The sequence below is a fragment of the Halomonas sp. HK25 genome, assembly GCF_047795635.1.
Classification (GTDB): domain Bacteria; phylum Pseudomonadota; class Gammaproteobacteria; order Pseudomonadales; family Halomonadaceae; genus Halomonas.
Map to the genome: position 1 here is coordinate 855,667 of NZ_CP181044.1, position 21,348 is coordinate 877,014.

The 21,348-nt window shown below is 69.0% G+C and carries 15 protein-coding genes and 1 tRNA gene; 9 read left to right on the top strand and 7 right to left on the bottom strand.

Going from position 1 to position 21,348, the window contains the following annotated elements:
* The first annotated feature begins 61 nt into the window (after window positions 1-61).
* Together ACM26W_RS04220 and ACM26W_RS04225 are read left to right on the top strand one after the other, a co-directional pair.
* Window positions 62-658 (top strand): rhomboid family intramembrane serine protease, encoded by a 597-nt coding sequence (locus ACM26W_RS04220; protein ID WP_416139614.1) that lies wholly within the window; start codon window positions 62-64, stop codon window positions 656-658.
* 235 nt (window positions 659-893) lie between these two features.
* On the top strand, window positions 894-2,786 hold the full coding sequence (locus ACM26W_RS04225; protein WP_416139615.1) for an ABC transporter ATP-binding protein: 1,893 nt from the start codon (window positions 894-896) through the stop codon (window positions 2,784-2,786).
* A 265-nt stretch (window positions 2,787-3,051) separates the two neighbouring features.
* On the opposite strand, the gene ACM26W_RS04230 is transcribed toward ACM26W_RS04225, so the two are convergent.
* Window positions 3,052-3,651, bottom strand: a complete 600-nt coding sequence (locus ACM26W_RS04230; RefSeq protein ID WP_416139616.1) for an MgtC/SapB family protein — start codon at window positions 3,649-3,651, stop codon at window positions 3,052-3,054.
* Window positions 3,652-3,831: 180 nt separating this feature from the next.
* Between ACM26W_RS04230 and ACM26W_RS04235 the strand changes: the two genes are divergently transcribed.
* Window positions 3,832-6,567 (top strand): EAL domain-containing protein, encoded by a 2,736-nt coding sequence (locus tag ACM26W_RS04235; RefSeq protein ID WP_416139617.1) that lies wholly within the window; start codon window positions 3,832-3,834, stop codon window positions 6,565-6,567.
* Window positions 6,568-6,576: 9 nt separating this feature from the next.
* Here the strand turns inward: ACM26W_RS04235 and ACM26W_RS04240 are convergent, their stop codons facing one another.
* Window positions 6,577-8,568, bottom strand: a complete 1,992-nt coding sequence (locus tag ACM26W_RS04240) for an acyl CoA:acetate/3-ketoacid CoA transferase (RefSeq protein ID WP_416139618.1) — start codon at window positions 8,566-8,568, stop codon at window positions 6,577-6,579.
* 170 nt (window positions 8,569-8,738) lie between these two features.
* Between ACM26W_RS04240 and ACM26W_RS04245 the strand changes: the two genes are divergently transcribed.
* The 4 genes from ACM26W_RS04245 to ACM26W_RS04260 all read left to right on the top strand — a co-directional run bounded on the left by ACM26W_RS04245 (window position 8,739) and on the right by ACM26W_RS04260 (window position 11,623).
* Window positions 8,739-9,197: a LexA family protein gene (locus ACM26W_RS04245; RefSeq protein ID WP_416139619.1), complete on the top strand. Its 459-nt coding sequence runs from the start codon at window positions 8,739-8,741 to the stop codon at window positions 9,195-9,197.
* The gene (locus ACM26W_RS04250; protein ID WP_416139620.1) at window positions 9,194-10,471 is read left to right on the top strand and encodes a Y-family DNA polymerase; all 1,278 of its coding nucleotides are present in this window, start codon (window positions 9,194-9,196) and stop codon (window positions 10,469-10,471) included. The genes ACM26W_RS04245 and ACM26W_RS04250 overlap by 4 nt, the downstream gene beginning before the upstream one ends.
* 9 nt (window positions 10,472-10,480) lie before the next feature.
* Complete coding sequence (locus ACM26W_RS04255; RefSeq protein WP_416140812.1) at window positions 10,481-10,687, top strand: SDR family oxidoreductase; 207 nt, start codon at window positions 10,481-10,483, stop codon at window positions 10,685-10,687.
* A gap of 72 nt (window positions 10,688-10,759) precedes the next feature.
* Window positions 10,760-11,623 carry a bifunctional nuclease domain-containing protein gene (locus tag ACM26W_RS04260; RefSeq protein ID WP_416139621.1) on the top strand — a complete coding sequence of 288 codons (864 nt, stop codon included), beginning with the start codon at window positions 10,760-10,762 and terminating at the stop codon, window positions 11,621-11,623.
* A gap of 26 nt (window positions 11,624-11,649) precedes the next feature.
* On the opposite strand, the gene ACM26W_RS04265 is transcribed toward ACM26W_RS04260, so the two are convergent.
* Window positions 11,650-11,725: transfer RNA gene (locus ACM26W_RS04265), tRNA-Thr, on the bottom strand.
* 37 nt (window positions 11,726-11,762) lie between these two features.
* Entirely contained in the window at window positions 11,763-12,587 is an 825-nt protein-coding gene (locus tag ACM26W_RS04270; RefSeq protein ID WP_416139622.1) for an acyl-CoA thioesterase, read from the bottom strand.
* 84 nt (window positions 12,588-12,671) lie between these two features.
* On the opposite strand from ACM26W_RS04270, the gene tadA reads away from it, so the two are divergent.
* Complete coding sequence (gene tadA / locus ACM26W_RS04275; RefSeq protein WP_416139623.1) at window positions 12,672-13,130, top strand: tRNA adenosine(34) deaminase TadA; 459 nt, start codon at window positions 12,672-12,674, stop codon at window positions 13,128-13,130.
* Window position 13,131: 1 nt separating this feature from the next.
* Here the strand turns inward: tadA and ACM26W_RS04280 are convergent, their stop codons facing one another.
* Both ACM26W_RS04280 and mltF read right to left on the bottom strand, forming a co-directional pair.
* Entirely contained in the window at window positions 13,132-15,123 is a 1,992-nt protein-coding gene (locus tag ACM26W_RS04280) for a diguanylate cyclase domain-containing protein (protein WP_416139624.1), read from the bottom strand.
* Window positions 15,089-16,570, bottom strand: coding sequence for a membrane-bound lytic murein transglycosylase MltF (gene mltF / locus ACM26W_RS04285; RefSeq protein ID WP_416139625.1), 1,482 nt, complete (start codon window positions 16,568-16,570; stop codon window positions 15,089-15,091). The genes ACM26W_RS04280 and mltF overlap by 35 nt, the downstream gene beginning before the upstream one ends.
* A 157-nt stretch (window positions 16,571-16,727) precedes the next feature.
* On the opposite strand from mltF, the gene purL reads away from it, so the two are divergent.
* Window positions 16,728-20,717 carry a phosphoribosylformylglycinamidine synthase gene (purL, locus tag ACM26W_RS04290; RefSeq protein ID WP_416139626.1) on the top strand — a complete coding sequence of 1,330 codons (3,990 nt, stop codon included), beginning with the start codon at window positions 16,728-16,730 and terminating at the stop codon, window positions 20,715-20,717.
* Between the two features lie 83 nt (window positions 20,718-20,800).
* Here the strand turns inward: purL and ACM26W_RS04295 are convergent, their stop codons facing one another.
* Window positions 20,801-21,301 (bottom strand): hypothetical protein, encoded by a 501-nt coding sequence (locus tag ACM26W_RS04295; protein ID WP_416139627.1) that lies wholly within the window; start codon window positions 21,299-21,301, stop codon window positions 20,801-20,803.
* Window positions 21,302-21,348: the final 47 nt, after the last annotated feature.

Genomic DNA, 21,348 nt, shown 5'->3' on the forward strand with positions numbered 1-21,348 from the left:
GGAGGACCCACTCGGTCGCCGGGCACGGGGCGGCGGTGTCCTCTTCTCGCGAGGTCCACCCATGAGCATGATGCTGCTGCTGGTCCTTACGACCACGGCGGTGACCCTGGCGGCCTGGGCCTGGCCGCGTCTCTTCGATGCGCTGGTCTACTGGCCGCCCGGCGTGGCGAAAGGTCAGTGGTGGCGGCTGCTGGGCCACGGCTTCATCCACGCCGACGGCACCCACCTGCTGTTCAACATGGTCACCCTCTATTTCTTCGGCACGGTGATGGAGCTGGTGCTGACCCCGCGCATCGGCGCGGCGGGCTTCGTGCTCTTCTACCTGTCGGGCCTGCTGGTGGCGATCCTGCCCACCCACCTGCGCCACCGCCACGATGCCCGCTTCCTGAGCCTGGGGGCCTCCGGGGCCGTGGCGGCGCTGCTGTTCGCCTATATCCTGCTGCGGCCCTGGTCGCTGCTGTTCGTCTTCTTCGTGCCGGTGCCGGCGATCCTCTTCGCGGCGGTCTACGTGATCTACTCCTTCCGCGCCCAGCGCCGTGGCGGAGGCCGCGTCAACCACAGCGCCCACCTGTGGGGCGGCGCCTGGGGAATCGCCTTCATGCTCGGCCTGGAGCCGGCGCTGGCCCTGCGCTGGCCCTGCGCTTCTTCGAGGCGGTGATGTCCCCCGCCAGCGGCGGGATCTGGCTCGGCTAGCCGTCGCCCGGGGCGGGGCAGTGGCCGTCGATCGCCTCGCCTGCCGCGTGGCCGATCACCTGCACCGAGGTGGAGAGGGTCTCGCGAGGTGCTCTCCTGCAGCCTAGCGGATCCTGCCCGGCCGCTCCGGCACTCGCCCCGGCAGCGTCGAGGCGGGTGCCGGCGTATCATGGGCCGAACGACGCTTCGGTGACCCTGTCATGTTTCGCCCCCTGCTGCGCTACTTCGAGACCCTGGTGAACCCCTATCCGGCGGACGACCTCGCGACGCCGCCCCGTGAGCTGTTCGCCTTCATCCTGCACTTCTCGCGGCCGGTGCTGCCGCTGCTGTTCGCCATGTCGCTGCTCACCGCCCTGGTTTCGGCGGCGGAGGTGGTCTTCTTCAGCTACCTGGGTGAGCTGGTGGACTGGCTGTCGAGTGCCGAGCGAGAGGGCTTCTTCACCGAATACGGTTGGCGGCTGGCCGGCATGGCGGCGCTGGTGGTGATCGTCCTGCCGCTGCTGACCCTGCTGCAGGCGCTGGTCACCCACCAGAGCATCTTCGGCAACTACCCGATGATCGGGCGCTGGCTCGCGCACCGTCACATGCTGGGCCAGAGTCTGGCCTTCTATCAGGACGAGTTCGCCGGGCGGGTCTCCCAGAAAGTGATGCAGACGGCCCTGGCGATCCGCGAGACGGTGATGAAGCTGATGGACCTGATGGTCTATGTGATCGTCTACTTTGCCGGTGCCATGCTGCTGATGGGCAGCGCCGAGCCCTGGCTGATGCTGCCGCTGGTGCTCTGGCTAGTGGGCTATATCGCCATCATGCGGGTCTTCGTGCCGCGCTTGAGAGCGGTCTCCATGGCCCAGGCCGACGCTCGGGCGGTGATGACCGGGCGCATCGTCGACAGCTACAGCAATATCCAGACCATCAAGCTGTTCGCCGATACCCGCCGCGAGGAGGCCTATGCCCGCGACGCCATGGAGGGTTTCATGACCACCGTCTATCGGCAGATGCGCCTGGCCACCGGCCTCACCGTGAGCCTGACCCTGCTCAACTCCCTGCTGCTGGCCGGGGTGGCGGCCATTGGCATTGGCGCCTGGTACCTGGAGGCGGTGTCGCTGGGCATCATCGCCGTGGCCATCGCCCTGGTGATGCGCATTCGCTTCATGTCCAACTGGATTCTCTGGGAAGTGGCGAGCCTGTTCGAGAATATCGGCACCGTGCAGGACGGCATCAATACCATCGCCCAGGAGCCGGCGATCAAGGACGCCCCCTATGCCAGGTCGCTGGCGGTGCCGCAGGGCGAGATACGCTTCGAGGCGTTGCGCTTCGGCTATACGTGCCCCGATGGCCAGGCGAAGCCGCTTTCCGGTGGAGAGCCGAGGCGAGTCTTCGACGGCCTCGACCTGACCATCGCCCCCGGCGAGAAGGTGGGGCTGATCGGTCGCTCCGGCGCCGGCAAGTCGACGCTCGCCAACCTGCTGCTGCGCTTCTACGACCTGGAGGGCGGGCGCATCCTGATCGACGGCCAGGACATCGCCGCGGTGGCCCAGGAGTCGCTGCGGCGCCAGATCGGCATGGTCACCCAGGACACTTCTTTGCTGCACCGCTCGGTGCGCGACAACATCCGCTACGGCAGCCCCGAGGCCAGCGAGGAGGCGATCCTCGAGGCGGTGCGCAGGGCCCATGCCGACGCCTTCATCGACGAGCTGGTGGACCTCAAGGGGCGCCGCGGCCTGGATGCCCATGTGGGGGAGCGGGGCGTCAAGCTCTCCGGCGGCCAGCGCCAGCGCATCGCCATTGCCCGGGTGCTGCTCAAGAATGCCCCCATCCTGGTGCTCGACGAGGCCACCTCGGCGCTGGACTCCGAGGTGGAGGCGGCGATCCAGGAGCAGCTCTATGCGCTGATGGCGGGCAAGACGGTGATCGCCATCGCCCACCGACTCTCCACCATCGCCATGCTCGACCGCCTGGTGGTGGTCGATGCCGGGCAGATCGTCGAGAGCGGAACCCACGGTGAGCTGCTGGCCCGCGACGGCCTCTACGCCGCCCTGTGGCGCCGCCAGTCCGGCGGCTTTATCGGCGTGGATATACTGCCAGGAGGTTGACCCGGGACAACAATAGAACCGATGCCGCGGTCAGTGATTTGCGAGGAGCTATAACTACACTGTGGGCAGGTGAGGGCTTCCCTTGCCGCTTTCCGGGGCCTGGTGGCGCCGGTGATTCTATATCCCCTGTTTAAGGAGGGTGTCATGACACAGACTGTGACGGCTGCCTATGGCAGCGCCGACAAGGCCATCAATGCCTATGACGAGCTGATCTCCGAGGGGTATCCCCGGGAGAAGCTCTACTTCGACAGAGACACCAATGAGGTCAAGGTGATCGTGCCTGATACGTCAAAGCCCGAAGTCGAGGAGATCCTCGGCCGCCATGGGCCTGACGAGATACTGGCGCGCCCTTTCGAGGACTCATAGGGGAGCAGCGGCGAGGATAGTCGGGGCTGACGCTTCGGGCCACTCGGCTCAGACCAGCCAGGCCAGCGCCAGCCCCGCGGCCAAGCAGGGCGGGGTGGATCACCGCGGTGATCACGGCGCAGGCGGTAGCCAGGGCCAGGTCGATGGCCACGGCGACGGCGCCGAAGCAGAAGGTGAGCAGCAGCCCGATCAGGCCGGTGATGCTGTAGTCGCGGTGCACGGCCACCCGTGCCCGCCAAGCCACCAGGCCGATGGCCGCCACGGCCAGGAACAGCAGCGGGAAGGCCCAGGCGACCAGCGCCTCGGAGAGCAGGGCAGCAATGCCGCCGAGCAGCCCCACCAGGGCGTGGGTGCGGATGCCGGCGATGCGCTCGCCGGACTTCTGCTCCCGCGCCACCCAGCCCCGCTCGATGCCGATCAGCGCACCCAGCAGCAGGGCCACCGCGAGTTGGATGGCGGTCTGGTTGGAGGCGATGAACTGGCCGGCGACGTCGTCCATCGGCAGGGATCCAAAGGGGGTGGTGAGAGACGCTTTTCACGATCATGGTGGCCTGCAGCGTTCTCTGCTTCAATGGCACCATGACAGTGTGGCTCGTGATGTGGCCTTCAAGTTGCTGAGCGAAATGCCTAGATGCCGATATTCCGTCTGAATTGATCCAACGCAAGGAACGCCGGTGACATGAGTGGCGACGCCCTCGATCCTCAGCCTCCGACAGGGCCTGGCCATCCCCGCCTGCGCCGCCGTGCCATCGTCTTCTACCTGCTGGCCCTGCTGACCATCCTCCTGCTGTTCGCCGGCATCCTCGGGAGTCAGCATCATAGTGATCTCGAGGCCGGCCGCGAGCGTGCCGTGGCCCGTGCCGATATCATTGCCGAATGGGTGGGTACCACCTTCGCCGTCAGCGAGTATGCCCTTGGCGGTCTGGCTCAGCTGCTCGATGATCCCCTGCCGCCAATGGTGACCGGCCCGGCGTTCGAGGCCGATAACCTCGCGGCCCTGCTGGCCGGCCAGCGCGATCGCCTCGCCTTCATCGATGAGCTGAGCCTGGTCGATGCCTCGGGCCGTATCATTGCCTCCTCGGCGCCCTGGTGGCCGCCCGGCTACGATGTCGGCGGGCAGCCCTTCACTCGCGCCTTTCACGACGATCCCGATCTCGACGTTCTGGTGACCCCGCTCTACTGGTCGCCGAACGGGCAAACCTACCACCTGGTCCATGCCCGCCGCCTGCGAGACCCGGAGGGCCGCTTCGCCGGCCTGGCCGCGCTGCGGCTCGATCCGGCGATCTTCGGCGAGGCGCTGGGTCGCCTGAACATGACCCGGGGGGAGAGCATTGCCCTGCTCGACACCGATATGCAGCTTGTAACCCGGCTGCCGAGCTTTGCCGGCGGTGGAGCCATGGAGGTGCTGGGCCAGCCGGTGGTCGAACCGCTGACCCAGGCCTTCATCGACGGCGGCGAGCCCCAGGCCACTCTGCGCACCCCCTCGCCGCTGGACGGGCTCGAGCGACTCTATGCCATGCAGCGGGTAGGTGAACTGCCGCTGGTGGTGGTGGTTGGCGAGGAGGTCGGCGTCATCCTGGTCGGCTGGTGGCAGCGCTTCTGGCTGCTCGCCGGTCTCTTCCTGCTGGTGATGGGACTGGGCGGGTGGCTGCTGCGCCATTACCTGAACCGACTGGTGCTGGAGCGGGAATTGCAGGGCCGGCTGAGGGAGCTCGAGGAGGCCCGTCGGGCGTTGCAGGACCGCGAGGCCCAGCTGCGTATCGCCGCCACCGCCTTCCAGACCCACCTGGGGATGCTGATCACCGATGCCGCGGGTGCCATCCTGCGGGTCAACGACACCTTCAGTCGCATCACCGGCTATGCCGAGGCGGAGGTGGTGGGACAGAACCCGAGCTTGCTCAGCTCCGGGCTCCATGACCAGGCCTTCTACGCGACGCTCTGGGCCAGGGTGGCGAGGGATGGCAGCTGGCAGGGCGAGATCTGGAACCGCCGCAAGAGTGGCGAGGTGTATCCGGAGTGGCTGACCATCAGCGCCGTGCGCGATGCCGTCGGTGAGTTGACCCACTATGTGGCCACCTTCAGCGACCTCACCGAGCGCAAGGCCGCCGAGCACGAGATCCACCAGCTGGCCTTCTACGATCCGCTGACCGGCCTGCCCAACCGACGCCTGCTGCTGGATCGCCTGGAGGGGACGCTCAAGGACAGCGTGCGAACGGGCCAGTTCGGTGCCCTGATGTTCCTGGATCTGGATCACTTCAAGCGGGTCAACGATACCCTGGGCCACCACGCCGGGGACCAGCTGCTGCAGCGTATCGCCGAGAGACTCGGCGAGGTGCTGCGCGAGACCGATACCCTGGCGCGGCTGGGGGGCGACGAGTTTGCCCTGCTGCTGCACGACCTGGGGCACGAGGCGGACGCCGTCGCCCGGATGGTCGAGCGGGTCGCCAACAAGCTGCTGGGGGTGCTGGAGGCGCCGATCCGCCTGGGTGACGAGCGCCTGCTGGTGACCGCGAGCCTCGGCATCACCCTGTTCCGCGACCACGAGGCCACCCTCGACGAGATCCTTCAGCAGGCCGATATGGCACTGTTCCAGGCCAAGTCCGCGGGGCGCAACGCCCTGAGCTTCTTCGACCCCGATATGCAGCGCCAGCTTCTGGCCCGGGCACGGCTCGAGGGCGACCTGCGCCAGGCGCTGCCCCGGGGCGAGCTCCGCCTCCACTATCAGGTGCAGGTCGGCGGGAACGGCACCGTGAACGGCGTCGAGGGGCTGCTGCGTTGGCAGCATCCGGAGCGCGGCATGGTCTCGCCCGATACGTTCATTCCCCTGGCCGAGGAGAATCGGTTGATCGTGCCGATCGGTCACTGGGTGCTCGAGACGGCTTGCCGTCAGCTGGCGGCCTGGGCCGCCGATCCGCGGACGGCGCGGCTGAAGATCTCGGTCAACGTCAGCCCGCGGCAGTTCCGCGAAACGGACTTCGTCGAGCGCGTGCTGGAGATCCTCGAGACCACCGGCGCCCCGGCCTGTCGCCTCACGCTCGAGGTGACCGAGAGCCTGTTCGTCGAGGAGCGCGACGCCGCGCGCGACAAGATGCTGAGGCTGCGGGAACGAGGCATCACCTTTGCCCTGGATGACTTCGGCACTGGCTACTCGTCGCTGGCTTACCTCAAGCGGCTGCCCCTGGACCAGCTGAAGGTCGACCAGTCCTTCGTGCGCGACCTGCTCGAGGATGAGATCAGCATGGCCATCGTCGCCAGTACCATCGCGCTCTCCCACAGCCTGAAGCTGGAGGTGCTCGCGGAGGGGGTGGAGACCGAGGCCCAGCGGACCTGGCTCGCCGAGCACGGTTGCCAGTCCTTCCAGGGCTACCTGTTCGGGCGGCCGGTACCCGTGGAGGCGTTGGTTCTCGACGGCTGAGTCGCGGCCTCAGCCGTCGTCGTCGTGGACGTCGTGGAGGTGGGCCTCGGCCTCAGCGGCGCTCTGGTAGATGTGCGGGGCCATGGCCCGTGCCTCCAGGGCATGGCCCAGCTTGCGGCGCATGAAGCCGCTGGTGGTGTAGCGGGTCACCCGGGTATAGAAACGTTCCTCCAGGCCACGCACCATCGCGGTGTAGGCACCCAGTACCGTGTCGTCGATGCGGCAGTGGTCGTAGTTGACCACCGCATAGACCCGCCGGCCGAGCGGGGCGAGCCTCGCCTCCACCTCCTGCTCGATGGCCTCCACGTCCGCCTGACAGGCGATCTGCAGGTTCTCGAAGTCAATGAACAGCACCTCGCCTGCCGCGTCCAGGTGGAAGCGCCGGTCCAACGGGCGTTCGAGCAGCGTCTCGCGCAGGCCCATGGGCGCCTCCTGAAAGATGCGCGGGTCCATCTGCTGCGGCGGTTCGGGCATCAGCGGTGTAAACCCCATCTGGCTCAGAATGTCGCGCTCGAGTTCCACCCCCGGGGCGATCTCGACGAGGGCGAGACCCGCGGGCGTCAGCGCCAACACGCAGCGCTCGGTCACGTAGAGTACCGGCTTGCCGTCGGCGGCGGCCAGGGCGCCGCTGAAGGTGCGCTGCTCCACTTCGGCGACGAACTTGGGCTCGCCCCCCTCGGGCAGCCGCAGGGCGCCGTCGATCACCGCGAGCTCCTCCCGGCAAGCCGAGAAGGTGCCCATGAACACCACGCGGCGGGCGTTCTGGCTGATGTTGATGAAGCCACCGGCACCGGCCAGGCGGTTCCCGAAGCGCGAGACGTTGACGTTGCCGGCGGCATCGGCCTGGGCCATGCCCAGGAAGGCGATGTCCAGGCCGCCGCCGTCGTAGAAGTCGAACTGGGCGGGCTGGTCGATGATCGCCTGGGTGTTGAGGGCGGCGCCGAAATCGAGCCCTCCGGCAGGTAGGCCGCCGATCACCCCGGGTTCGGCGGTCAGCGTCACCAGTTCCAGCACCCGCTCTTCGCTGGCTACCGCGCCGATTCCCTCCGGCATGCCGATGCCGAGGTTCACCACGCTGTTGGGCGCCAGCTCGAAGGCGGCTCGCCGGGCGATGATCTTGCGCGCCGAGAGGGCCATGGGCCCCGGTGCGGCCATGGGCGCCCTGATCTCGCCGGAGTAGGCCGGGTTGTAGGGGGTGCGGAAGGTCTGCCAGTGGTGCTCCGGCTCGTCGCACACCACCACGCAGTCGACCAGTACCCCGGGGATGCGCACGTCCTTGGGATGCAGGGTGCCGGGCTCGGCCAGCCGCTCGACCTGCACGATCACCAGCCCGCCCGAGTTGTGCACGGCGGTGGCGATGGCCAGCGCCTCCAGCACCAGCGCCTCGCGCTCCATGGTCACGTTGCCCAGGGTGTCGGCGGTGGTGCCTCGCAGCAGCGCCACCTGCAGCGCCAGCGCCGGGTAGAACAGGTACTCCGCGCCGTCTATCGTCATCAGCCGCACGCGCTCCTCGGTGCTGATGGCGTTGATTCGTCCGCCCTCCTGGCGCGGGTCGACGAAGGTGCCGAGCCCCACCCGGGTGAGGGTGCCGGGCTTGCCGGCGGCGATGTCGCGGAACAGGTGGGAGATCACCCCCTGGGGCAGGTTCCAGGCCTGGATGTGCCCCTCGATAGCCAACTTCTGCAGCGCCGGCACCAGGCCCCAGTGGCCGCCGATCACCCTGGCTAACAGCCCTTCATGGCCGAAATGATTCAGCCCGCGGGTCTTGCCGTCGCCCTGGCCGGCGGCATACATCAGCGTCAGATCGCGCGGCTCTCCGCTCTCCAGGAAGCGCGCTTCCAGGGCCACCGCCAGGTGCTCGGCAAAGCCGATGCCGACGAAGCCGCCGGTGGCCACGGCGTCACCGTCGCGGATCAACTCCACCGCCTCGCGGGCGGAGACCACCTTGCCCTTGGGGGTAAAGGGGCGGTCGGTGAGCAGCGGGTGGGTGCGGCGTTCCATGGCGGGAGTCCTCTCGGCGTGCATTGCCGTTGTTGTTGTCGCGTGTGGCGCTCTCTGGCGCCCTGACTCCACGTTAGCACGCCGCTCCGTTGAGCGAGGGGCGAGGCATTTGCCAAGCGTTTCTCCCTGCCTGATACTGTATGTAATTACAGTATCTATCGGAGGTGTCCATGCCGCTCTCTCATCGAACGCGGGTCCGCGTTGTCGGTTGGGCCGCCAGCGAGGGGGTGGGGCCGCCCCGCCCGCTGATGGGCTGTCGGGTGCGGGCCGGCTTCCCCAGCCCCGCCGACGACCACCTGGAGGCGGAGATCGATCTGCACGCCCACGTGGTGAAGCGACCGGCGGCCACCTACTTCGTGCGCGCCGAGGGCGACTCCATGCTCGGCGATGGCATCCACCACGGCGATCTGCTGGTAGTGGACCGCAGCCTGGAGCCGCTGCCCGGCCGGGTGATCGTCATCGCCCTGGAGGGCGAACCCACCGTCAAGCGCCTGGAGCGGCGCGACGGGGCGGTGTGGCTGGTGGCCAGCAACCCGCACTTCGCGCCGATTCCCCTGGCCGGGCGCGAGTGCGAGGTGTGGGGGGTGGTCACCCACGTGGTGCACGACCTGCTGGGGCGAGCGCCATGATCGCCCTGGTCGACGGCAATAACTTCTACGTGAGCTGCGAGCGGGCCTTCGACCCACGCCTGGTGGGCCGGCCGGTGGGCGTGCTCTCCAACAACGATGGCTGCGTGGTGGCGCGCTCGGAGGAGCTCAAGGCGCTGGGCGTGGCCATGGGCGCGCCGCGGCACCTGCTGCCGCCCGCCATCCGCCGCCAGGCGGTGCTGCTCTCCAGCAACTATGCCCTCTACGGCGACATGTCGCGGCGGGTCAACCAGGTGCTCGCGGAGTTCTCGCCGGATGTGGAGCCCTACTCCATCGACGAGAGTTTCGTGGGCTTCGACGGCTTTCCCGAGGAGGGGCTGGAGGCCCACTGCCGCTCACTGCGCGAAACCATGGGCCGCTGGACCGGCATCCCGGTGGGGGTGGGGGTGGCACCGACCCGAGTGCTGGCCAAGCTGGCCAATCGCCTGGCCAAGCGCGAGCCGGCCTTCGAGGGGGTCTGCCGGCTCGACGCCGACGGCGAGGCCACCCGTCGGGCGTTGTCCGCCTGCCCGGTGGACGGGCTGTGGGGCGTGGCCCGGCGCAGCGCCGAGCGGTTGGCGCTGATGGGCATCGAGAACGCCTGGGAGCTGCGCGAGGCCGACCCACGCTGGGTGCGCAGCCGCTTCTCGGTGGTGATGGAGCGCCTCGTCTGGGAACTGCGCGGCCGCTCGGCCATCGTGCTCGACGACATGAGCGAGCCGCGCCGGCGCCTGCTGGTGTCGCGCTCCTTCGGCCGGCTCACCGGCGAGCGTCACGAGCTGGAGGCGGCGGTCCGCCAGCATGCCGTCCGGGCCGGCGAGAAGCTGCGCCGCCAGGGCAGCCTGACGAGGGCGGTGCAGGTCTTCGTGCGCACCTCCCCCTTCCTGGCCGGCGAGCCCCAATACCGCAACGCCGCCCTGGTGGCGCTGCCCGCGCCCAGTGCCGACAGCCGCGAGCTGCTGGCGGCGGCCCGCCGCGCCCTGGAGGGCATCTTCCTAGAGGGCTACCGCTACCAGAAGTGCGGGGTGATGCTGCTCGACCTGGTGGAGGCCGAGTGCAGCCAGCCCTCGCTGCTGGAGACGCCCGGCGATGAGGTCCACCGCGCGCGCAGCCAGCGGCTGATGGCTACCCTGGACCGCCTCAACCGCGAGATGGGGCGCGATACCGTGCGCTTCGGCCTGCCCCGGAAGGGCAATGCCTGGGCTCTGCGCTGCGAACGGCGCACGCCGCGTTACACCACCCGCTGGAGCGAGCTGATGCGGGTCAAGACGGGTTGAGTAACCGCTATTGGGCCGGGCTACATCGATACCCCGCTGTTGGCCGACCTCGAGGATGAGCTGCTGGAGAGGCTGATCAGCCTGCACCCCATCGGCCGCCCGGGGCGCTCCGAGGAGGTGGCCAACGCCTTCCTGTTCCTGGCCAGCGACGAGGCCAGCTTCATCACCGGTGCCCACCTGATGGTCGACGGAGGCTTCACCGCTGGCAAGTCCTGAGCCTCGACCGGGAGATGGCGGCGGGGCGCTACGGCTGCCATCCTGACAGGGCATGTATCGTGGAGCTCCGCCATGTCCGTCCAGCGTTTGTTTTTCTGCCGGCGCCTGCTGGTCCCCTGCCTGGCCCTGCTGGTGGCCTGGGCGCTGCCCACCCAGGCCCGGGAGCTGGCCGTGCCGCCGGAGGCGATGGTCGAGGTCGAAGTGGCCACCGTGGGCATGTCGGGCATGGCCGGTGTGCCGGTGGTGCTGTTGCGTGAGCCCGGCGCTCGAGAGGTGATTCCGATCTTCATCGGCGGCGCCGAGGCCCGTGCCATCCTGCGTGCCCTGACCGGTGAGCGTCCACCGCGCCCGCTCACCCATGAGCTGCTCGGCGATGTGCTGGCGGGGGCCGAGGTGGCGCTGACCCGCGTCTACGTGGACGCCCTCACCGACAGCACCTTCCTGGGCATGCTGGAGCTGACGCTGCCTGGCCGCGATGAGCCGCTGCGCATCGATAGCCGCCCCAGCGACGCCATCGCCCTGGCGCTCACCGCCGGGGCCAGCATCCACGTGGCGCCGGAGGTGCTGGAGGCGGCACGTCAGATCGAGTACCAGGGCTTCGATGACCAGGTGGTGGTGGCGCTGGGCATTACCGTCACGCCGCTGGATGACGATCTGCGCGAGGCGCTGGGGCTGCCGGACCGCGCCGGGGTGCTGGTCAGCGACGTGAGCGGCGAGGCCGCCGAGACAGGGCTGGCGCCGGGTGACCTGCTGCTGGAGGTCAACGGCGAGACCCCGGAGAGCCCGCTGCACTTCCTTGAGCTGGTGCGCGATACCCCCGCGGGGGAGCCGGCTCGGCTGCGGGCCTGGCAGCAGGGCGAGGTCATCGAGGTGGAACTCTCCACCGAGGTGCCGGCTCCCTCCCCGCGCCGCCGCACGCCGGGGCTCGAGGCCTGAACCGCACAGTCATGTCAGCTTGTCCTTGGTGCCGCAAAGCGGAGTCGAACCGCTGACCTGCGCATTACGAATGCGCTGCTCTGCCAACTGAGCTATTGCGGCACTGGCAGCGATGGTAGCGCCGCCATGGCTGCCGAGGCTAGTCCTGAGTGGCCGCTCGCAGCCGGGTGAGCCCTTCCTGGGCGGAGGAGGCGACCAGGCGCCCGTGGCGGTCGTAGATGCTGCCGCGGGTGAAGCCGCGGGCACCGCCGGCCCAGGGGCTGTCCATGTCGTAGAGCAGCCAGTCGTTGACCCGGACATCGTGGTGAAACCACAGCGCGTGGTCGAGGCTGGCGATCTGCAGCGTGGGGTCGCGGTAGTCGAGCCCATGGGGCACCAGGGCCGTGGTCAGCAGGTTGAAGTCGGAACTGTAGGCCAGCAGGTGGCGATGCAGGGCCGGGTCGTCGGGCAACTCGCCCGCCAGACGGAACCAGACGCGCTTGTGGGCCGGCTGTCCGGGCTGGCTCTCCTCGCCAGCCAGCAGGAACTCGATGGGGTGGCTGTCGAAGCGCACCAGCCGCGCGCCTTGCTCGGCGAGGCGCTCGGGGGATCCCACCTCGGGCATGGCAGTCTGGTGTTCGAGGCCGGGCTCCTCGCCGTGGAAGGAGGCGCTGCAGAAGAAGATCGGCCGGCCCTTCTGGATGGCGGTGACTCGGCGGGTGGTGAAGCTGCCGCCGTCGCGCACGGCATCCACCTGATAGACTACCGGGCGGTGGGGGTCGCCCGGGCGCAGGAAGTAGCCATGCAGCGAATGGGCGCGGCGCTCCACCGCCACCGTCTGGCTGGCCGCCGACAGCGCCTGCCCCAGCACCTGGCCGCCGAACAGCTGGGGCAGCCCAAGGTCCTGGCTGGCGCCGCGGAACAGGGCCTCCTCCAGGGGCTCGAGGGCCAGCAGACCTACCAGGGTGTCGAGGGGGGTGGGCATGGGCGCAGTCTCCGGGGGGCCGTCGTGGCCTCGCTGGGCCACTCATACAGATGTTTCATCCCAGTCTACAGGGAGTCGAGGGCGTTGCGCAGCGATGAGTTCTACATGCACCGGGCGCTGGACCAGGCCCGACTCGGCCTTGCCGCCAGAGAGGTGCCGGTGGGTGCGGTGGTGGTGGATGCCGAAGGCGAGATTATCGGTGCCGGCTACAACGCTCCCGTCGCCGGTCATGATCCCAGCGCCCATGCGGAGATCCGCGCCCTGCGCGATGCCGGCGCGCGGCTCGGCAACTACCGTCTCGACGGCTGCACCCTCTACGTGACCCTGGAGCCCTGCCTGATGTGCACCGGCGCGATCATCCACGCCCGCCTGGCGCGGGTGGTCTATGGCGCCGCCGAGCCGCACACCGGCATGGTGGAGTCGAAGGCCAACCTCTTCGCCCAGCCCTGGTACAACCATCGGGTCGAGGTGGTCGGCGGCGTGCTGGCCGCCCGCGCCTCGCGGCTGCTCCAAGAGTTCTTCACCGCCCGGCGCGGCGAGTGAATCAGCCCGAAAGCCTGGCCTGGTTCCGGCCGTCGGCCTTGGCGCAGTACAGGGCCTCGTCGGCGGCATTCAGCAGGTCGTCGACCCGCAGGGGGCCGGGGGCGCCTGTCGCGACGCCGATGCTGATGGTGAGCGGGGTGCCATCGGCGTGGATCAGGCCGCGGGTGGCGATGGCCGTGCGCAGCGCTTCGGCGATCCGCATGGCCTCTCCGGCCCCTCGGCCTGGCAGGCTGGCCACGAACTCCTCGCCGCCCAGTCGGGCGAAGAGTCCGCCGGCCGGCTCCACCACCTCGCTGCCGAGGCAACCGACCTCGGTCAGGTAGCGGTCGCCCTCCAGGTGCCCGAGGCGGTCGTTGATCTTCTTGAAATGGTCGATGTCGCAGAGCAGCACGCTGATGGGTTGGCGTGGGTCATGGGCGCGCAGCGCCTGCAGGAAGGTACGCCGGTTGGGCAGACCGGTCAGCTCATCGTGGCCGGCCAGCCATTCGACCTCCTGCTGCAGCCGGGTGCGCTTGCGTATCTCGCGGCGGAGCTCATGGTTGGTGCGTCGCACCGCTCGATGCTGGTTGACCATCTGCTGCTGGGAGAAGAGCACCAGATAGAGCAGCTGGGCGAGCAGCAGGCCCACGGTCAGACTCACCACCGGCTGGCGCGGCAGGTCGCTCAGCAGTCGCGCGAGGGTGGGTTCGGCGAGCAGCCGCAGAGGGATGCCGGAGAGGTCCAGCTCGGCCTCCAGCTGCCAGGGACCCAGTCGGGCCTCGGCGGGCCGATGGGCGAGGCGCTCACTGCCATGGTACAGGCTGAGCTGCAGGGCCTCGGGGTCGCTGGCGGCAAACAGCGTGTCTGCCAGGACCGGCAGGCTCACCGCCATGGCCACGGCGCCGGTAGGGCGTGACTCGGCGGCGAGGAAGACCGGCAGGTAGTGGATGACCCCCGGGCCACCCTGCAGCAGTTCGATGATATCGGTACGCCCCTCGGTACCCTCGCGCAGGGCACGCGTGACCGCCTCGCGGCCGGCGGGTTGATCCTCGAAGAGCCGTGAACCGAGAACCTGCAGGTTCAGCGCATTCGGCGGGTGCACGAGCTGAATGCGGCTTGAGGTGTCGATGTAGGCGATGTTGAGGAAGTAGCGGAAGTCACGCTGGTATTGGGCCGCCTGGGTGGCCCAGTCGGTCGAGCCGGGCGAGGTGGTCACGAGGCGCCAGACGTTGGCAAATCGCCGCATGGCGGCGAGGTGGTCCTGGATCTCCCGGGAGAGGCTTTCCGCCATCTGGACGTGCTGCTGGTCGATGCGATCGGCGAGCTGGCGTTCACTAAGGTCCTTCTGGTGATGCCAGAAGAGCAGGCTCAGCACGGCCAGGCCCAGCCCAGGCCACAGGGCGCGGCTCAATCGGAAGGACTGCTGCTTCCAGGCGCCGGTGACACCGACCACCTGGCCCAGCAGCAGGGTCAGCAGGGTGGCCTGTTCGAGCCAGCTGCCCCGCAGCGGCAACAGGCCGGGCGCCGAGTGCAACGCCTCGACTGCCTGGGCCAGCAGCAGCAGCGCCGCGATACTCAGCAGCATGGGGGCGCCGAGGCTGGCGCGGGTGCGAACCATCAGGCTGAGCAGCAGGGCGGTCAGGCACAGCGACAGCAGCAGTGGCGGGCGCCAATCCACCAGCAGGCTGCCCGCCAGAAGTCGGCCGGCCAGGTGGTCCCAGGCGGCATGGGGCAGCCAGTGTTCCGGCAGCAGATAGCTGACCAGGCACAGGGCCAGGAGCCCCATGGCCGGCCACAGCAGGGCCTGGGAGGAGGCCGGTCCCAGGCGATACCAGGCCAGCTGGCCCAGCGCTGCGATGGCCAGCAGCACGGCGGCGGGAAGTGAGCCATACAGGCCGAAAGCGGCCAGGGACAGGGCGATCAGTGCCCCCGTCAGCGACACCAGGCTGGCCGTGATGGCCCAGACGCTTACCGGGCGCTCACTGGTCAAGCGCGGGAAATAGTATGACGTCATGGCTCTCTTCCGGGTCGGGCAGCCGGGCGTTAAGCAGGTAGAACTGCTGCTGGCTGCGATCCACGTAGCTCAATATCTCGTGGTAGCGGCGGATGTTGCGCACGTAGATCACCGGCTCGCCGCCCCGAGCATAGCCGTGGCGGGTCTGGCTGTGCCACTCGCGCTCCTGCAGCAGCGGCAGCGATTCACGCACGTCCGCCCAGCGATCCGGGTCGCCGCCGCGGCTTTCGGTGATGCGGCGGGCATCATAGAGATGGCCGAGCCCCACGTTGTAGGCGGCCATGGCCATGAACAGGCGGTCTTCATCATTTATCGACTCGGGCAGCCGATCCTTTATCTCGCGCAGGTAGCGGGCGCCGCCGTCGATGCTCTGGACCGGGTCCAGGCGGTCGCTCACCCCCAGGTCGCCCGCGGTGGGCAGGGTCAGCATCATGAGCCCGCGCACCCCGGTGGGGGAAGTGGCCTCGGGGTCCCAGTGGGACTCCTGATAGCCCACCGCCGCCAGCAGCTTCCAGTCGAAGCCGGTCTGGCGTGCGGCTTCGCGGAACAGCTCGGTATAGGTCGGCAGGCGGGCGTGGACATGCTGGATAAAGGTGCGCGCGCCCACGTACTCCAGGTAGTCGTCGTGGCCGAAGTAGCGGGTGATCAGGGCGTCGAGCGCGCCTTCGTCGCGCAGCGTCTGCAGAAAGCCATTGGCCGCCTCCGCCAGCGCCAGGCCGCCCTTGGCGGGGAAGGCCCAGGCCATGCTCAGTGGCTTGCCCAGGGGAAAGCCGCGCTCCACCCCCGGGAAGAACATCCGGTTGAGGCGGAACTGGTGCTCGAAGATCACCGCGGCATCGAGGCGCTCATCCTCGATCAGGCGCAGCAGCTCGGCCACTTCCAACTCATCCGACTCCAGCCAGGTGAGCGCCGGATAGTCCGCCTTGAGCTCGCGGAGCCCCTGGTCGGTGCCGGCGCCGGCCAGGGTGCCCAGGGAAAGGCCTGCCAGCCGATCCGGGCCGGTTACCGGTGCCAGGCCGCGACGGTAGACCACCACCGGCTGCAGCGCGAGGATCGGCCGGCTGAAGATCACGCCGTCGATGTCCGGGGCCAGCGGCAGGGCGGCGGCACCCAGGTCGCCCTCCCGGCGCACGGCGTCGAGCACGCTGGCGATGTGATGATCCGCACGCAGCGCCAGGCTCACCCCCAGGTGGGCGGCGAAGCGGCGTGCCAGCTCGTACTCGAAGCCGGTGGGGCCCTCGCGTCCCTCATAGTAGGTGGTGGGGGTGTTGCGGGTGTGCATCTGGAGGAATTCCCGGGCCAGGATCTCCTCCAGATGCCGGCCGTCGGGTGCTCCCGAGTGCCCGGGCCACAGGCTCAGGCCAAGCGCCGCGGCCAGGCCCAGGGCGGGCAGGGCAGGGCGGCGGCGCCAGCGGTGCAAGAGCTGAAGGTTCGGGGTCGGTGGCATGCGGAGTACGGCTGGCGGTGACGACCCTTCACCATAACCAGCCGCGGCGTGGCTGTCATCCGTGCGATTTCTCGCCACCGGCGCTTTCCAGTATCATGTGCGCTTTCCGCCGCTGGCTGCGGCCCCCGTCCTTGATGATTTCCAGAGGCTCCAGGATATGCTCGAACTGCGCGGCGCCCCCGCCCTCTCCGCTTTCCGTCATGCCAAGCTGCTGGCCGCCCTGCGCGAGGCGGCGGCCGACGTCGAGTCGCTGCAGGCGGAGTACGTGCACTTCGTCGACCACGATGGCGAACTGTCCGCCGACGATCTGGCCGTGCTGGAGCAACTGCTTGACTATGGTTCTCACGTTCAGGGTTCTCACGTTCAGGATTCCCAGGTTCAGGATTCCCAGGTGCAGGGTAGCCAGGCGGAGCGAGGCGCCGAGGGCCGGCTGTTCCTGGTGGTGCCGCGCATCGGCACCCAGTCGCCCTGGTCCTCCAAGGCCACCGACATCGCCCGCAACTGCGGCCTGGGTCAGGTGCGCCGCCTCGAGCGCGGCATCGCCTACCGGGTCAGGCTCAAGGGCATGCTCTCGAAGAAGGCCTTCGAGGGGATCCGCGCCACCCTCCACGACCGCATGACCGAGACGGTACTGGCCGATGCCTCCGACGCGGCGCAGCTCTTCGCCCACCACGAGCCGGCGCCGCTGGGCAGCGTCGATATCGTTGAGGGCGGCCGCGAGGCTTTGGCCGCCGCCAACGTCGCGCTGGGCCTGGCACTGGCCGAGGACGAGATCGACTACCTGGTGGGGGCCTTCCAGGAGCTGGGTCGCAACCCCACGGACGTCGAGCTGATGATGTTCGCCCAGGCCAACTCCGAGCACTGCCGCCACAAGATCTTCAACGCCGATTGGGTGATTGACGGCGAGGCCCAGAGCCACTCACTGTTCAAGATGATCAAGAATACCTACCAGGCCTCACCCGGGGACATCCTCTCCGCCTACAGCGACAACGCCGCGGTGATCCGGGGCAGTGAGGCGCCGCGCTTCTTTCCGGCGCCGCTCACCGGCGGGAATGACGAGCGTGCCGTCTATGGCAGCGCCCGGGAGCCGATCCAGATCCTGATGAAGGTGGAGACCCACAACCACCCCACGGCGATTGCACCCCATCCGGGCGCGGCCACCGGCGCCGGAGGCGAGATCCGCGACGAGGGTGCCACCGGCATCGGCGGCAAGCCCAAGGCGGGCCTCACCGGCTTCAGCGTCTCCAATCTGCGCATTCCCGAATTCGTGCAGCCTTGGGAGACCTTCGACTACGGTAAGCCGGAGCGCATCGTCAGAGCACTGGACATCATGCTCGAAGGCCCCATCGGTGGCGCGGCCTTCAACAACGAGTTCGGGCGGCCCAACCTCGCCGGCTACTTCCGCACCTACGAGCAGGACGCCCTGGGCGCCAATGGCATCGAGCGCCGCGGCTTCCACAAACCGATCATGCTCGCCGGCGGCTACGGCAACATCCGCGACGGCCACGTCCAGAAGGGCGAGATCCCGGTGGGCGGCAAGCTGATCGTGATGGGCGGCCCGGCCATGCTGATCGGCCTGGGCGGCGGCGCGGCCTCCTCCATGGCCTCCGGCACCTCCAGCGCCGATCTGGATTTCGCCTCGGTGCAGCGCGGCAACCCCGAGATCGAGCGTCGCGTCCAGGAGGTGATCGACCGCTGCTGGGCGCTGGGCGAGGACAATCCCATCCGCTTCTTCCACGATGTGGGCGCCGGCGGGCTCTCCAACGCCCTGCCGGAGCTGGTCAAGGACGGCGAGCGCGGCGGCCTGTTCGACCTGCGCGCGGTGCCCAACGCCGAGCCGGGCATGAGCCCGCTCGAGATCTGGTGCAACGAGGCCCAGGAGCGTTACGTGCTGGCGGTGGCGGCGGAGGACCTCGACACCTTCGACGCCCTGTGCCGGCGCGAACGCTGCCCCTACGCCGTGGTTGGCGAGGCCATCGAGGCGCACCACCTGACCGTGCGCGACGACCACTTCGAGAGCCTGCCGGTCGACCTGCCGATGAGCGTGCTGTTCGGCAAGCCGCCGAAGATGACCCGCGAGTTCCACCGTGCGCCCAGCGTGCTGTCCGGCATCATGCTCGACAACCTCGATCTGCGCGAGGCCATGGACCGGGTGTTGCGCCTGCCCGCCGTGGCCGCCAAGAGCTTCCTGGTCACCATCGGCGACCGCTCCATCACCGGTCAGGTGGCTCGCGACCAGATGGTCGGCCCCTGGCAGGTGCCGGTGGCCGACGTCGCCGTGACCACCGCGAGCTTCGACACCCATGCCGGCGAGGCCATGGCCATGGGTGAGCGTCCTCCGGTGGCCCTGATCGACCCGGCCGCCAGCACCCGCCTGGCGGTGGCCGAGGCGATCACCAACCTGGCCGCGGCGCCCATCGAGAAGCTTTCCGACATCAAGCTCTCCGCCAACTGGATGAGCGCGGCCGACCATCCGGGCGAGAATCAGGCACTGTATGACGCCGTGCACGCCGTGGGCATGGAGCTCTGCCCGGCGCTGGGCATCGCCATTCCGGTGGGCAAGGACTCCATGTCCATGCGCACCGCCTGGCAGGAGGAGAACGCCAGGGGCGAGCGCGAGGAGAAGAGCGTCACCTCGCCGCTGTCGCTGGTGATCACCGGCTTCGCGCCGGTCACGGATGCCATGCGCACCCTGACGCCCCAGATCAACCTGGAGCAGGACGAGTCCGACTTGATCCTGATCGACCTGGGCGGCGGCAAAAACCGCCTGGGCGGCTCGGCCCTGGCCCAGGTCTATGGCCAGGTGGGGGACACCTGCCCCGACCTGGAGGACCCGGAGGACCTCAAGGCCTTCTTCGCGGTGATCCAGGGGCTCAATGCCGAAGGCAAACTGCTGGCCTACCACGACCGCAGCGACGGCGGCCTGCTGGTGACCCTGCTGGAGATGGCCTTCGCCGCCCATGCCGGCCTGGAGATCAAGCTCGACTGGCTGGTCGACGAGCCCGCCGAGGCGGTGAATGGCCTGTTCGCCGAGGAGTTGGGTGCGGTGATCCAGGTCAACCGCCGGGATACCGAGGCGGTGCTGGCTCAGTTTGCTGCTGCCGGCCTCGAGACCTGTGGCGTCATCGCCCGGCCGCGCTACGACGACCAGGTGCGCGTCACCCTCTTCGAGGAGCCGCTGCTCGAGACCACCCGGCTGATGGCTCAGCGCACCTGGAGCGAGACCAGCTACCGGATGCAGGCGCTGCGTGACAACCCCGAGTGCGCCAAGAGCGAGTTCGACGACCTGCTCGACGACCGAGACCCGGGCCTCTCCGCCACACCCAGCTTCGACGTGAACGAGGATGTCAGCGCGCCCTATCTGAATCTGGGGCGTCCGTCGGTGGCGGTGCTGCGCGAGCAGGGTGTCAACGGCCAGGTGGAGATGGCGTGGGCCTTCGACCGCGCCGGCTTCGAGGCCGTCGACGTGCATATGAGCGATATCCTGGAGGGGCGTGTGTCTCTGGAGGCGTTCAAGGGCCTGGTGGCCTGCGGCGGCTTCTCCTACGGCGACGTGCTGGGCGCCGGCGGCGGCTGGGCCAAGTCCGTGCTGTTCAACGAGCGCGCCCGGGAGCAGTTCGCGGCCTTCTTCGCCCGCGAGGAGAGCTTCTCGCTGGGGGTCTGCAACGGCTGCCAGATGCTGGCCCAGCTCAAGGAGCTGATCCCCGGCGCCGAGGCCTGGCCGCGCTTCGTACGCAATGAGTCGGAACAATTCGAGGCACGCGTCGCCATGGTTCAGGTGGAGAAGAGCCCCTCGATCCTGCTGGCCGGCATGGAGGGCTCGCGCCTGCCTATCGCCGTGGCCCACGGCGAGGGCCGCGCCGAGTTCCGCGACAGCGCCCACCTGCGCAGCATGCAGGGCAATGGCCAGGTGGCGCTGCGCTTCCTGGACAACTACGGCCAGACCACCACCCGCTACCCGGCCAACCCCAACGGTTCGCCCTCCGGCATCACCGGCCTGACCACGCCTGATGGCCGCGCCACCATCATGATGCCGCACCCCGAGCGGGTGGTTCGCGCGGTGACCAACTCCTGGCGTCCGGCACAGTGGACCCAGGACGGCGCCTGGCTGCGTCTGTTCCGCAACGCCAGAGTCTGGGTGGACTGAAGCACAAGACGCCTACGGCAGACGATTCGGGAGGCGGCCTTCGGGCCGCCTCCCGTCGATCAGGGTCCGTGGTGCGTCGCCGGTCAGGCGCGGCGGCGTTCCAGCTGCCAGGCGCCGCTCTCGAGGCAATGCTCGCGCAGGATGGCTAGCTCTGCCTGCTTCTGGCGGGCAATGGCGACGAATTCGTGCCCCAGAGAGCAGCCCGCGCCCAACTCGCCGAGCCGCACATAGAGCCGCTGGGAGGCGGCGGCGTCGGTCATGGCCTTTGACAGGGCGCCTCGCGCCATTGCCAGGCTGCTGATCAGGCCCGGTGCAGTAACAGCCGGCGCGGCAGGTTGTATGGCCCCGCCGGCGCGGGGCTCCTCCAGGCCGAGGCGGCGTGCGGCCCGGAGCAGGCCCGAGAGGCGCATCTCGCACTCGATGCCCAGGGCGGCCATCAGCCGGCTGGCGGCGCTGCTGAAGGCAAGGAAGCGGAAGGCGAGGTCGCGGTAGCGCTCGAGTTCGGTGCGTTCATGATCGCCAGCGAGGGCCAGGAGCTCCTCGGGTAGCAGGCGGGGGGTGGCGCTTGTTGGAATTGTAGTCATGGCGGTCTCCTCTGCTGGGGGGCGCGAAGTGAATGCTCCAGCAAGTA